The 14,381-nt window shown below is 54.7% G+C and carries 10 protein-coding genes and 1 pseudogene; 4 read left to right on the top strand and 7 right to left on the bottom strand.

Annotated elements, in window-relative coordinates; all coding sequences use genetic code 11:
- Nucleotides 1-458: 458 nt before the first annotated feature.
- Nucleotides 459-629, top strand: coding sequence for a hypothetical protein (locus tag B2R17_RS15000; protein WP_286764619.1), 171 nt, complete (start codon nucleotides 459-461; stop codon nucleotides 627-629).
- A 9-nt stretch (nucleotides 630-638) separates the two neighbouring features.
- Nucleotides 639-905: a hypothetical protein gene (locus B2R17_RS14995; protein ID WP_008662969.1), complete on the top strand. Its 267-nt coding sequence runs from the start codon at nucleotides 639-641 to the stop codon at nucleotides 903-905.
- A gap of 97 nt (nucleotides 906-1,002) precedes the next feature.
- Here B2R17_RS14995 and B2R17_RS14990 read toward each other — a convergent pair whose 3' ends face one another.
- Nucleotides 1,003-1,434 (bottom strand): hypothetical protein, encoded by a 432-nt coding sequence (locus B2R17_RS14990; RefSeq protein WP_286764618.1) that lies wholly within the window; start codon nucleotides 1,432-1,434, stop codon nucleotides 1,003-1,005.
- A 697-nt stretch (nucleotides 1,435-2,131) separates the two neighbouring features.
- On the opposite strand from B2R17_RS14990, the gene B2R17_RS14985 reads away from it, so the two are divergent.
- Nucleotides 2,132-3,106 (top strand): diguanylate cyclase, encoded by a 975-nt coding sequence (locus tag B2R17_RS14985; protein ID WP_286764617.1) that lies wholly within the window; start codon nucleotides 2,132-2,134, stop codon nucleotides 3,104-3,106.
- Nucleotides 3,107-3,164: 58 nt separating this feature from the next.
- Here B2R17_RS14985 and B2R17_RS14980 read toward each other — a convergent pair whose 3' ends face one another.
- Nucleotides 3,165-4,070 (bottom strand): alpha/beta fold hydrolase, encoded by a 906-nt coding sequence (locus B2R17_RS14980; protein ID WP_286764616.1) that lies wholly within the window; start codon nucleotides 4,068-4,070, stop codon nucleotides 3,165-3,167.
- Between the two features lie 674 nt (nucleotides 4,071-4,744).
- On the opposite strand from B2R17_RS14980, the gene B2R17_RS14975 reads away from it, so the two are divergent.
- Entirely contained in the window at nucleotides 4,745-6,310 is a 1,566-nt protein-coding gene (locus B2R17_RS14975) for a porin (protein WP_144056505.1), read from the top strand.
- 188 nt (nucleotides 6,311-6,498) lie between these two features.
- Here B2R17_RS14975 and B2R17_RS14970 read toward each other — a convergent pair whose 3' ends face one another.
- The 5 genes and pseudogenes from B2R17_RS14970 to B2R17_RS28420 all read right to left on the bottom strand — a co-directional run.
- On the bottom strand, nucleotides 6,499-9,774 hold the full coding sequence (locus B2R17_RS14970; protein WP_286764615.1) for an efflux RND transporter permease subunit: 3,276 nt from the start codon (nucleotides 9,772-9,774) through the stop codon (nucleotides 6,499-6,501).
- A complete protein-coding gene (locus B2R17_RS14965) occupies nucleotides 9,771-11,474 on the bottom strand; it encodes an efflux RND transporter periplasmic adaptor subunit (protein WP_286764614.1) in 1,704 nt (567 codons plus the stop codon). The genes B2R17_RS14970 and B2R17_RS14965 overlap by 4 nt, the downstream gene beginning before the upstream one ends.
- Before the next feature lie 257 nt (nucleotides 11,475-11,731).
- The gene (locus B2R17_RS14960; protein ID WP_286764613.1) at nucleotides 11,732-13,057 is read right to left on the bottom strand and encodes a glycosyl hydrolase family 28-related protein; all 1,326 of its coding nucleotides are present in this window, start codon (nucleotides 13,055-13,057) and stop codon (nucleotides 11,732-11,734) included.
- Between the two features lie 38 nt (nucleotides 13,058-13,095).
- Nucleotides 13,096-13,836: a YebC/PmpR family DNA-binding transcriptional regulator gene (locus B2R17_RS14955; protein WP_286764612.1), complete on the bottom strand. Its 741-nt coding sequence runs from the start codon at nucleotides 13,834-13,836 to the stop codon at nucleotides 13,096-13,098.
- 84 nt (nucleotides 13,837-13,920) lie between these two features.
- A pseudogene (locus tag B2R17_RS28420) lies at nucleotides 13,921-14,381 on the bottom strand (hypothetical protein); the annotation flags it as partial.

The raw sequence follows: 14,381 nt of genomic DNA, 5'->3' as shown, positions 1-14,381 counted from the left end.
TCGACCTCGCTATCGTTCGGACCACTGCGGAGTCTCTCTCTCCGACCGTTGTTGCGACGGTCCGTGTTCAGGTCGCAGCAGGCGTCCGCGCATAGGAGATCTGCCGAATTTGCCCGATGGATATCGATCGACCAGGCGAAGATTGGATCTATGGTCCACCGGAACACAAGACGGCAGGCCATGAAATCGACAAAGCAATCCCGACCGTCTGCGACGCAAGAGATGCACTGACACCCTACCTGTCAGGTTATGGCCGATTGAGCGACACGCCGTGCGGCGAGCGGCTACCAGGATACGCGCGATGGCTGCGGCAAGCCCATTTCAGAGTGGCCAGCTTTGCCAACAGCGGCTTTTGAACACAAGCTTCACCGATCTATCAGCGTATATTTGAATCCGGGCTGAAACCCATTACGCTGAACAAAAGGAACGAAAGAAGGCTGAAAACCAGGAGCCAATGGATGGAAAAGTTTGAATTCAATATCAGCATTCCGATCAGCCACAAAACAAAGTTCGGAGTGAAAGGGCTGCTCACCCTCGTCTTACTGGTCGCGGTAGGTTTTGCCGCTTTCCGATTTGGAAATAATCGAGGTCGCGAAAATGGCTATGCCGCCGGCTACGAGGACGGATAGTCCGAATCAATGGCATCGAAGCTGACCAAGAAGTCTTATCGCATTTCTGACTATTCTGAGATGAGTCCGCAGTCTTTTGGAGATCTGATGAAGCTCGCCGAAGAGATCCGACAAGAAGTCGAAACCACGTCGTGGGAACACAACGGAGGCCCCGCAAAGATCGATGGATACCCCCAAGACTTGTCGCTCACGATCACGCAGACGCAGCGAGGGCACAGAGCAGTCGAAAAATTTCTCAAAAGCCGTCGATTGCAGAGTGAATTCGTCGCCCCATGATGCACCGTTAGACGAGCTCGTCGCATCACCTGCGATTCGTAAAGAAGCGATCAAAGTTTACCGGTGCTGATACGGCATAGCCACTCTGGCTCAACCATCACTTGTCGGGAAAGTCGACGTACAACTTCTGCAGCATTGTTTCCCCGATCTTCCATGCCGACTCCCACTCTGACTCAGGACTCTCGAACATAAACAGGTAGAGGATGTCCTGAGAATCGTCCGTGATCAAGAAGTAGTGAACGATCGAACCATGCCTTCTGATTCGACAGCCAAATGTCTTCGCGGGTCCAACTTCGCCTGGTGGAATGATCTGCAGCACCGACTGTTTATCCTGAATCGCTTCTCGGATAAACGACTTGGCAAAGTTGGACGCCTCGCCGCCCTGTTTCTTGCCGACGTTCGGGATCACGTTGAGTGACAGCCCGGTATCGAACTTTCCAGTGCCATGAATCTTTTCTTTGGTGATGAAGTATCCACGCGTCTCATTTTTGCTCTGAGATAGAAAATGCCATTGCTGAGGCTTCAACATTCCGACGCGTACCTCGTCGCACCGTTGCCAATCAAAGCCAGCCGGAGGCGAAGGAAGATCTGGTTTGTCTGCACGCACAGAGGACGGAAGAAACGCCAAAAGTAACAGCAAACAAACTCTGTGGTTCAACATAAGAAACATTCCGGTTGCAAAAGGATGACAGGAATCAGCTGACTTGCAGGTGCGAACTTCCGCGTGCGAAACATAGGCTCGTAGCCTTCGTCGAATCCCATCGTTCAGCACGCTCATTGGAAGCATCAGACTTCAAACGAATTCTCTCCGCGGTTTAAGACGAGTGTATCCGGCGGGGGATCAGGAACCAGCCAAACCAAGTCGATTGGTCCCTCACGTTCCATCAAAATGAATCGGCGATCCAAATCGCTCTGCCCGCGAATTTCACGCATGGGCCTATGTCAAAACGCGGTCCGGTCAAGCAAAACGTGTGTTTTGGCACACAAACCGCGATAGCCATACGGTTCTCAATGCGTCGCCGCACGATCGAGCAAGAACATCACGAGGATCCAATGTATCCCTCACAATCGATGGAAACGGACTGACCAAACCGGAGATGGACCAAGGCGTTTTGAGTTGATCCACCTATCTGTTCACCATTCATGGTTCACGCCTTTGTGTCCTACAGTTCACATGCCCCAGCAGGCAAATCTGCCCAATCGATCGCAATAACATCGAAACTGACATGACCATCAACATACTTCACGTCGAAGATCGAAAAGAGGAAGCCCAGTTCATCCAAATGATGCTGGGCAGGTCTCCTGACTTTGAAGTGTCGGTCACGCAGGCCGAATCATTGGCCATGGCGCTCTCCGAACTGGCAATCTCCAACTTCGACCTCGTGCTTCTCGATCTCGGACTGCCCGACAATGTCGGAGTCGAAGCCGTCGAGACGATACGCAATCATTCACCCAACATCCCCATTTTCATTCTGAGTGGTGACGAGCGGCAAACAACTGCGATCGCAGCGATCCAAGCAGGCGCACAAGACTACTTGCCCAAGCAACACATGGTGGGACAGGTCCTCGCAAGAATGACTCAGCTTTCCATTGCAAGACAGAAGCGTCTGCGGCAAGCGGAAGAGGACTCGCTCACCGACGGACTCACGCAGCTTGGCAATCGTCGTGCGAGCGACATTGCCTTCGAGCAGCGACGAATAAGACTTGGAAATGATCACGCCATGTTTGGTTTGGTCGTCGTCGACATCGATCGATTCAAAGCAATCAACGATTTGTACGGACACGATGAGGGCGACCAAGTCATCCAACGTGTTGCAAACCAACTCTCGCAAGCATCCGATGAGCAGTGGGATCTACACCGCCATGGCGGAGAGGAGTTCACCGTTTTGTTCCCGGTCGAAGACCTGAAAGAACTATCAGCGATTGCGAGTCGACTACAAGCTTCCTGTACTTTCTCACACGGCCCTCAGGATCTGATCAAAATTTCGGTGAGCTGCGGAGTCACCGCCGTTCACAGCGACGACACTTTCCGAACCGCCTTCAAACGTGCCGACGCTGCGCTTTACGCGTCCAAGGGACGTGGCCGATGCTGCAGTAGTGTCCACGACGGACAATCCATTCACCCAATCCTCATTCACACTGACTTCCCTTCGTCCATCGCCATTCACGTGCCCTGCGTGAAAGCTAATTCGCCCAACTGAGCGAGATCATTGACTTCAGAGTTGCCACTGTCGGAATTCCAATTGTGGCCAAGTCCCTTTAATTCGCAACCGCTTGAACGGCGAACTCGACAAGCGGAGCAGGGTCCTTCAATGAGTGCGGGTGATGCCCCAATCCGGGTCGGCGGAGTTCTCGGATTTGGCCGCCGCATTTCCGGTAGCGTCGGACTAACACATCACTGTTCTCACTCGGCAGAACGACGTTGTCCTGTTCATTGATCATGGCGAAAATGGGCACTCCCGCTTTGGCAAGTCCAGCCAAACGATGCAGCGGTCCATCTTCCATCGATTTTGATTCTTCTTCGGTGATTTGATAGGCATCCAAACACGTCTTCCATGCTCGGGGAGCGCCGATGCCGTCTCCTTTGCCACCTGGCCACGAGCGAATGTCCATCACCGCGTTATCGACATAGATGCCGCTGACTTGGTTCGGGTTGGCGGATGCCCACCGCATCACAATCAACCCGCCACGACTCATGCCTTCCAATAAAGGCTTGGGGTGCATACCGATCCGCTGGCTCAGATCGTAAAACTGATCCCAACGCTTGATGGCGGTTTCGTTGCCAAACAAATCCGCGACGTCGCAGTAACAGACGTGCCATCCCTGTTTCAACAAAGCCACGTCGAGTTGCGGTTCATGGCCCCAAAAACGGGCTCGCCAAATCCATGGCACATTCGGGGCGGACGCCGCAGGGCTGACCAATTTACAAGCCACTCCGCCCAGATTGAATTCAAGTTGAACAAACCCATGGAAATCGCCGACGGAAACTTGATCACCTATCTGCTTTTCAAGTTGACCAGCGGGAGAGCCCTCAGCCACCGCTACAGTTGCCGCCTGGCTGGAACCGACCGATTCGTCGCCAACCACACCGACCGGCGAGACGATGCTGAGCGCGACCACCAGACAAAACGAATGGAACACGCGACGGTGGATGGGGCTGATCATGTTCGGCAACGAAGGCGAGAGTGAGGGACGAATTGGGCAGGCAGCGAAAGTAGCAAGGCCCCGGAAGGATCAAAAACATTCCTGATTCCGCCGTGTTCTTCCACACGAAGATACACAAAGCCAACGTCGAGTGTCCTTTTCACCCGATGCGTCGATTGCGAGATAGTGAAGTCGGAGGATCGCTTGTAAACAGCAATTGAGGACTATCCTGGACTGCGAAATGTTTGGTCTTGACAGCGTTTTAAGCTACGCAGGTTTTGTTTCTCGACTTCGCCCCAACGGGGCAGCCCTACGCCAGCCCAGGGCAACGCCCTGAGTTGTGGCGGGACCAAGATTACAAAGCCCCAACGGGAGCGGTCCTAGCGGGTTTTGGGGAGTCTTTCTTAGGGCCGCCCCGTTGGGGCTTGTGTCGGAATCTGCGTAACGAACCCCCAGGCGATGCCTGGGGCTATCTTAGAGCTGCCCCATTGGGGCGGAGGAAAGAACAGGAACCAACAACGCATCTTCCGTGTCAACACCAAGCATTTGGCAGTCCAAGACTATCCCAAGTTCATCGCCAAAACCTGCTCCTGATGACCGAATATTAGATAGCCGCGACGATCGCGATAGTTTAAGCGGCGGGTTCGGTGCGACACTGCGTTGGTCGATCACTGGCTCGATTCCGCAAATCTTCTGTGGTTGATGTAACCCTTTCAAGCAGAAAGGTCGATGAACGAGACAACGTCTTCTTGTTTGGGCAAGTCATTTCGATGGGTATCCGCTGGCACCACTCCGCCGTCCACTGTTTGACAGTGCTAGCTCTGACCGTCATCGGTCCAGGATCTGCTCCCAACGCACGAGCTGAAACCGACGGTCTGGTCGCAGAGTCCTCCGCCGTTTCGACAACCTTCGCACCCGTCGAAGACAGTGTCAGCCAGAGTGATTTGTCCGACGCCATCACGCGAATTCGCGAGTTGGAAACGATCGTCGCGGCCATGCAGGCCGAGTCGGCGAGTGCGGCCATACCAGCAACGGGCGACGGGACAGCCTACCAACACGTGCCGTTCACGGATCGATCCACGCACGATGGAATCTATGATTCCGGCTGGACATGGCGTCCCCGCAACCCCCAAGAATCGCCTTTTGAGTTGACCGTTGGATTGCACAATCAGTTTCGCTACACGGGCTTCTCTCGTGAAGAATCCACGTCGGTCGACGCTGCCGGAAACATTCGCGAGATCAACAACCGGAACGACTTCAACATCAACCGAGGTCGGCTGGTGTTTTCCGGGTATGCGTTTGACGAGGACCTGCGGTTCTATTCCAACATCGACTACAGCACCGTCACCTCCAATCCCATCCAATTGCTGTTGGGATGGATTTCGTTTCGGATGTCCGATCGGCTTTCGATCTACCTTGGGCTTGGCAAACTGCCAGGAACCTGGGAATGGACGGAAACATCTCGGTACACGCTCGGTGCCGACCGAACGATGGCGACAACATTCTTTCGACCGTCCATCACAGCGGGTATGTGGGCCAAAGGCAAACTGACCGACGACATCTCATACCACGTGCTGGTCGGGAACGGATACAACACACTTTCACTGCAAGCATCCGAACTCGACACGCAACTCGCGTATTCCGCCCTCTCGTGGTGGGAACCGTTGGAAGAGTTCGGGCCTGGTTTTTCAGACATCGAGAACCACCCGTCACTGGCATTCCGGTTGGGACATGGACTGACTCAAACCAGAAACGCCAGCAGCAGCAACGCTGACCCCGCAGCCGAGCAAACCGTCATTCGACTAAGCGACGGAACTCGCCTGATCGAACCCAATGCGATCGCTCCCGGGGTGACGGTGAATGCCTTTGATATCTGGTTGTACTCCGCTCACTTTGGAATCAAACGGCGAGGATTCAGCTTCAGCAGCGAAGTGTTCCTAAGGTGGCTTCGCAACATCGAAGGCGACACCGGCACCGGGCTACCGTCACAGTTTGACCAGGGGTTCTTCGTTCAGAGCGGCGTGTTTGTGATTCCAGAAATGCTGGAACTGTTTGCACGTGGATCCCAGGTGAACGGGGAATACGGCAGCGGCGACGAAATTTCGGCTGGGTTCAACTGGTACTTGTTCAACAAGCGATCCGCTCGATTCACGTTCGATGTGACTTCCATCGACGATTCACCCGCCCAGCAATCGCGAACGGGTTATGTCGCAGGAGAAAGCGGCACGCTTTTCCGGTCCCAGTTGTGGACCTTCTTTTGAGCGGCAATCCAGTGCATTCTCGAAACGGCAGCGCAATCTAAAATTGTACCCGAGTCACGTTGAAGGGACCTGGTCGTCACCACGACGTGAACCAAGACATTCCATACGCTACGTAACCAAAATCAAATTTCCGCGACGGAGATGTTTCGCTCGATTTTATTCGGACCTAGCGACTGTGAGTATCTCTTTCAAATAGCTTCCTGCCTCATCCTACGGGGCGGGGAAAGCTTCGCGACAACTAGATACATCACCGGAGCCAGAATCAATACGACGAGGGTGCTGAGTGCAAGCCCGAAGGTGAGGCTGGTCGCCATCGGTGAGACCACTTGGGCTTCCTTGGATCGCTCCAGCAGGATCGGCATCATTCCGGCGCATGTGGTCACCGACGTCAGCAAAACGGCTCGAAAGCGTCGTCGTCCGCCGTCGATGATCGCTTCGTGAAGCGGCAAGCCATCGGCCACACGACGATTGATAAAGTCGACCAGCACAATCGAGTCATTCACAACCACTCCAGCGAGTGCCACGATTCCAAAGATGCTGAATAACGTCAGATCGATGTTCATCACGATGTGACCCAAGATGGCTCCGATGAATCCAAACGGAATGATCGAAAGGATTAGAATCGCTTGCCAACTCGAATTGAACTGGATTGTCAGCAACAGGAACATCGCTCCCAAAACGAACACAAACCCCACCACCAAACTATTGACCGTCTCATCGGTCTGCTCTTGTTGTCCACCCCACTGCAACTGAACTCCAGGAAACTCCTTTCGGAATTCTGGAACGAAGTTCGCTTTGAGATCGGACACGACGTTGAACGCATTGCCGCGAGTTTCGTCGACATCGGCCACCACTGAAATGCTACGCATTTGGTTGACCCGACTGATCTCGGAGTATCCCCGTTGCACATCGACTTTGACAATTTCGTTGAGCGGCCTCTCCATCCGATCCGTGCCTCGAACGCGAATGTCGTTGAAGCTGACCAATGTGTTGCGATCCTCACGAGGGTAGCGAACTCGCAGGGGCACTTCATGGCGCCCCCGCTGCAATCGCATGACCTCTTCACCGTAGTACGATGCTCGGACGGTCCCCGCTACATCGGCCAGTGAAACGCCCATCGCTTTCGCATCGTCGCGAACCTTGATGCGGTATTCCCATTTGCCTTGGCGTGTGTCCGTTGCGATGTCAGAAACATAGGGGTACTCACCCAGCTTTGCCTTGCATCGCTCGATCGCGGCGTCCAGCATCGCCAGGTTCTCACCGGTCGCCATCAACCTCAGCTCGATGGGCAGAGACGCAGGTCCTCGTGGTGTGGCTCCGAAGGCGACCGCCTCGGCTCCTGGAAATCGCCCTGATTCCTCACGCCACATCCGCACAATGTCATCGCTTGATACCGTTCGTTCACCGATGTCGTTGAGCTGGATGAACAGACCGCCGACGTGACCGGCGACGCTACTGCCTACTTCATCGCCTGACGAACCGACGGTTCGTTGAACCGCTTGAACAAACCCACCTGGGTCAGCCGTCATCTTTTCGTCGATCGAACGCTGATTGACTTTCCAGATCGCGTCTTCCAAACGTTTTGTGGCCGCGTTGGTGATTTCCACCGGCGTTCCGTCGGGGTAGGTCACCTGCACGGTGATGAAACCAAAGTCGATCTTGGGCAGCAGCAAGAACGGAACCATGCCCGACCGTACGACTCCCACTGACAAAATCAACAGACCGGCAAGCGTTGACAGTACAACGGCAGGGTTCCTGAGCGACCACCCCAAGATCGGTGTGTAGATCCGATCAATGCATTTGGTCAAAAGCTTCGACATTCCCGCGTTTGCTTTTTGAAGCAACCACGCCAATGGACGCAAAGGCATCAACAAGTACGTCACCACATCCAAGAATCGACTGCGTTTGTGCGAGAGGTGCGATGGCAGAATGGTCAAACTTTCGAACATCGAGATGATCAACATCGCCCCGACACACATCGGTAAAACGACGGTCAATCGTTTGATTCGGCCTTCCATGTACATGATCGGCGCGAACGCAATCACTGTCGTTAGAATCGCGGTGATCACGGACGGCATCACCTCATACGCCCCGTCGATGGCAGCTTGGTGATAGCTCTTTCCCATTTCGCGATGCGCATAGATGTTCTCGCCAACCACGATCGCGTCGTCGACAACAATCCCCAGCGCGATCAAAAACGCGAACATGGAAGTCATGTTGAGTGTATGTCCGCCGAAGTGCATGTAGATGCATGCGCCCAACAACGAAATGGGAATGCCGAGCATCACCCACCACGCCAATCGCATTTCCAGGAACAAAGCCAGGACGATAAAAACAAGAACCAAGCCCATCCAAGCGTTCTTGCTCAGCAGATTGAGGCGATTTTTGACGCTGGTCGAGCGATCGCGCATCGCAATCAATGAGTAGCCGTTTGGCAGTGCATCACTGCCATCCGCAACGAACTGTCGAACTTCTTCCGCAACCTGAATCAGGTCATCGGCACTGGTCGTTTCAATTGAAACCAAAACAGCGGGATGACCATTGACTTCGTTGATGCTTCCTTCGACCGAAAACTCATCACGAACTCGACCGAGATCTCCAACAGTCAACACCGCGCCGCCTGGCTGGCTCACCAGTGGAATTCCTTCGATCCCGGCCCCAACCGAACTCTTGTCACTCCCGCGAAGCAGCACCTCCTGCGATCGGCCGCGAAGGGTTCCGCCGGGAAGCTCCACGTTGTTTGCACGTACAATTTGGGCAACGCTTTGCAATGACAAGTTGTATTTGCGAAGCGTGTCTTCAGGGATCTCGATGTCGATTTGATAGTCGGGTGTTCCGACCAAATCCGCGACGGACACCGACGGCAACGCAAGAATCTCTTCGCGAATTTGTTCCGCGACGCGGCGAAGAGCGAGTGCCGCTTCCGCTTTAGCTTCCGCATGATCGAACGGAGGGCCGCGGGTCACATCGCTAGAACTCGATTCATCCTCGCCGGCGACATCCGAGAACTCAGGCACCTTTGGCCCCATCACCGCCACTCGAATCGCGGTCACAAAGTTCGTGTTCATCCGGATGTCAGGCTTTTCCGCAAGCTCGGGGAAGCTGGGAATTTGTCCGATCAACGTCGTGACTTCCGTGAGCACACGCTGGGCATCGGCTTGATTCGCATCCGGATCCAGTTCCAGGGTGACCGTCCCCATGCCTTCGCGTGCCAAAGACGTCATCTCATCGACGCCATCGACGGTGCGAACCGCTTCTTCAATCTTTTCCAGAATGCCTTCTTCAATTTCGTCAGGGCTGGCACCGGGATATTCGACCGATATCGACAGCACATACAGCTCAAAGTCGGGCCAAAAATCTCGACGCAACTGCGACAGGCTGAACGCCCCCAACAACAGCACACCAACCATCACAACGTTCATCGCCTGCCAGTTTTTGACAGACCAAGCAATCAGAGCTTTCATCCGTCAGCCCGCAAGCTTGAGTTTGCTTCATTAGAATTCGACGACGCATCGCCAATCGCCGGCGAAGCAGATTGCCCTGTTTTGTCTGGTCCCGCTTCTGCGATGGATGGCGTTTGCCCGCCCACAGGCATTCCTTCGATCGGATCGCTGATGGGCGAGACGATGATTCGGGTCGATGCCAAGGTGCACAGATGATCGAGTTCCGGTTGAACTTGAACGACGACGTCATCACCAGTCCGACTGACAATCGTGATGGGAACGATTCGCAGCTTTCCATCAACGTTCAACCAAAGCCGATTGCCTGGTCGAACGGCCGATTCAGCCACACGAAAGAGGAGTTGATTGGGTTGAGTTTCGATCGAAACGTCAACAAACATTCCACGGGTCAATTGCCGACTCGCACTGCCTTCCAAGGATGACTCAGGGGACTCTACCCGGAAGAGACATGGATAAGTCCGGGTGTTGACATCGATGCCGACTCCATCGAGGCGTTCGAAGACCGCTGACCATTGATGGGATTCCGTTCCAAAAACAGTGGAGATCGTCGCCGACACCGCCGAATTGATACGGTCGGCATCAGAGACCGCCTTTTCCGCCTGATCAGGATCGCTCGCCGCCAAGGTCGACAAAACGGATTGACTGTTCCAAATCCAGAACATCTGGTCCGCGGTCAGACTCGCCCGAACCTCGACGGCTGACGTGTCTTCAATCGTGATGAACGGAGTCCCTGTTGGCAGGAACGATTGCTCCTCGACTTCGGATGACACAACGCGCCCGTCGATTGGCGATTGGATCTCGCAGCGGGATAGATCCAACCGGGCTCGCTCCAACAACACTTCCGTCAGCGATCGTTTCTCCTTTACCAACTGCAACTGAGCAGTCAGTTCACGCCGACGGTTTTCGAGTTCCACCAAGGATGAGTCCGCAGCCAACTCAGCACGGCGAGCGGTGTCAACTTCGGAAGCGGATGCGGCCCGCTGGGCAACGAGCGAGTTTATTCGTTCGCGTTCTTGGCGAGCGATCTCCAGCTGCTTCTGGGCCAAAGACTGCAACTCCACCGTGTTCTCAATGCCGACCTGGACGGAGTTTTCTTCAGCGGCTTCTTGTTGAGCCAAAGCTTGCAAACGCTTCACTTCCAACTCGTACTCAGTCGAATTGAGTCGGATCAGCACCTCACCCTTTTTGACCTTTCGACCGGCACGAACGTTCTCAGACAACTCGACCACGCGGCCGGCAACTTCAGAAGCCAATCGCAGCTCACGCAATGGAACGACCACTCCATTGACATCGATCACCACGGGTCCACTATGAAAACGAAGGTCGTCGGTGCTGACAATCGTTACGGGTGACTTGGCCGGTTTGGTACGCTGCGGACGCTGACGTTCACCCAGGAATGTATAACCGTAGATCGCCGCGGCCAATACGGCTGCCGAGACGACCAGATTGACGACGAAGTGGAGCGGCGACGATGGCTGTGTGTCCCCCAACGCCGGTCCCGCTGACGACTCACTGGATGCCAAGTGCGTCCTACTCGCCGACTGAGGTATCTCGGAAGTCACCGCTGAACCGCTACCGTTCGATGCCGCTGCCTCGCTAGCATCCAACTCAAAGGTTGGAGCAGAACTCGGCTCAAGGTCAGTCGATTGACGCGATCCAGATGAAGCTGACCGAGGCGATTGAACGTCAGGTACGTGAGTCATGAGATTCGCGGGAAAGACGGGTGAATCATGGTCGCTAATCAGCCGGAAGCCGGATTTGTCAATCAAGTAATGCTGGGACGCCCCTCGAAGCCGGAACGCTCATTTCACAATGCCAACCGCGCAGCAAGAAGCGCAGTCACGTACGCCCATTAAAACCCGCCGTCGAGCTCCATGTTCCGCAAAAAAGTCGGCTCGGGTGAGATTTGTCACTCAAATCCGCCTCGCCCATCCCAAGGGACGGTCGGCACGAAGCGATCTCACCGGCCGCTTGGTGAGCCCAGAACGCTGCTTTGGCCTGATTCATCCAATTCCAGATGTTCTGCCACTCGCTCTTTAATGGATTGCACCAACGATCGAACTTGATCCTGATCAACATCGCGTCGGTACTCGTTGTCACGCTCGACATTGCCGACGTCGGGCCGAATCGCTTTGAATTCGCGACCGTGTTGGCTCGAGACAACGTTTCCGACGACGGTATTCCCCTCCGTCGAAACCTTCAGCGCGATGAAGCGATCACCGCGCTGAGAGCGAGTGTCATAGACCACGTTTCGTAAGAGATGGTTGTGATCCGCGATCGACGGCGTCGGCGAGGAACTTGCGACCGCGTCCACAACATAAATGGACTGCTCTCCCGCATCCACGATCACGTTCGATTCCAAACGATTGGCGGACGATTGGATCAGCACACCTTGCTTGGTCGAACCGTGGACAACGTTGTTCCGGATGACATTGTTTTCCGAGGACGACAGAACAAAGATCCCGCGACCGTGGTTCTCGATGAAATTGTGCTCCACCAAGTTGTTCATCGCATCATTCGGCAGGCGGATCCCCGCGTACCCGGAATCCAGCAAACTCTTCGCAGTGATCTCATTCCAAGCCACATAACAATCGCGATGACGACTAAGATTGATGCTTCCGTTTTCGATCGACTCGAATCGGTTGTGGACGATCCGAATGCGATCGCAGTTGTCGCTGGCGTAGCCCGATTTACCGAGATTGTCCCGGAACAGGTTGCCTTCCAATGAGATGTCCGAACAACCTTCGAGCCGGACGATTCCGCCCGCAAACTCAACATGATAAAAGTGCAGGTTACTGACATCATACATCGCCACGGTGCGGTATCGGTTGCGCAGTGTCAGTCCAGTGACGAAGGCTTTGCTCTCGTCGATCCGCCGCGCATTCAGCAGATACGAGCGTAGCCTGCGGCCTTCCAAGATGGTTTTGCCGACTCCATCACCGATGAGGTTGACGCCCGAACGCAACTGGATTGGCCGAGAGAACCGGTACGTTCCGGAGGGAATGTAAACCGTGTCGATGCCGGGTGAATTCGCGGCGTGCGAGATCGCCTTCGCCAACGCAACGGACTGGTCGGCATCGGAGGGCGCACTCAAACCGAAATTGGTGGCGTTGATGGACCGAGACTTCTCAAGAACGTGATCACCGACGACCCACGTACTGGACGTTCGCTCACTCGGTCCGAGAGCCTCTACTTTCGGAGCCGGTGGATCATCCGATCGGGCATCCTCGACCGGAAGCAAACCAAACGCCAACACCATGCCGAAGAAGAGAATGCGATCTCGCATGGTGGATGCCTACATGAATAGCGATGAATGCAGACGTTCTATTCCGAAACCGACTCGGACGGGAAGTTTGCGTTCGTGCTGACGGTTTGAATGTCGTCGTGGTCATCCAAGGCTTCGAGCAAAGCCAGCACCTTGCCCGAAACGCTCTCGTCCAGATCCACGTTGGTGGAAGCGATCTGAGTCACTTCGCTGACCTCGGTTTCCATTTTCGCTTCGTCAAAGGCGACTTCCAAATCGCTGAACGCTTCAGGAGTGCAAGTCACTTGGACCTTGCCATCCTCATCGACTTCGACGTCATCCGCTCCGTTCTCGAGAGCGAGTTCGGTGACCTTTTCTTCGTCCGCACCTTCACCGAAGACAAAGATGCCTTTGCGTTCGAACAAGTAAGAGACACAACCGGTTTTCCCCAGTTCTCCACCGAATTTGCCAAACATAGTTCGCAACTCGGGTGCAGTTCGGTTTCGGTTGTCGGTCATGGCCAAGCACATCACGGCGACTCCGCCGGGACCGTAGCCCTCGTAGAGGACTTCTTCAACGGCGTCGCCTTCCAGCTCGCCAGTGCCACGCTTGATCGCACGCTCGATGTTGTCCTTGGGCATCGAAACCGCTTTGGCGTCATCAATCGCTTTTCGCAATCGGATGTTCAGCGAAGGATCACCTCCGCCCATCTTTGCAGAAACGATGATCGCCTTGCTGAGCTTGCTCCACATCTTGCCCCGCTGAGCGTCAACACGCCCTTTGCGGTGCTGGATGTTCGCCCATTTACTGTGACCTGCCATGAGTGTTGTCCTTCCGGTTTGGATCAATCGTTGTTCACTGGAGTGCGATCGCGTCCATCGGATTCGGACCGATCCTCACTGAGATCAGCGGGGTTTCCGCTTGGTCAATTTACGGTTGGTGGCTTTCTTTCCAGCAGTGGAACTTGTCGACTCGGACGAAGCAGACTTGCTGGAGGTCGTTGACTTCTTTTTAGCCGACTTTTTCGGAGCCGATTCTTTTGCACTGCTGCTTGGCTTGGCATTGCTGCCGGACTTCTTCGCAGGAGCCTTCTTGGTTGTCGAAGTCTTGGACGATTTCTTTCCGGCGGACTTGGTCGTTTCAGACGACTTGGACGCCGTCTTCGAAGCCGACGTCTTACTGGACTTCTTCGCGGTGCCAGATGTCGAGCTTTTGGCAGAACTGGAGGACTTGTCCGTTGTCGCCTTTTTCTTGGTCGACTTGGCACTGGCAGCAGCCTTGGCTTCTGCCTTCTTCGCTTCGGCAGCCAAACGGGCCTGCGACTCGGCGGCTTGTTCAGCAGCCGACTTTTGCTGCACCGACGACT

It is taken from the genome of Rhodopirellula sp. UBA1907 (assembly GCF_002337565.1).
In the GTDB taxonomy this organism is placed as follows: domain Bacteria; phylum Planctomycetota; class Planctomycetia; order Pirellulales; family Pirellulaceae; genus Rhodopirellula; species Rhodopirellula europaea.
This window is presented reverse-complemented; position numbering and strand designations above follow the sequence as displayed.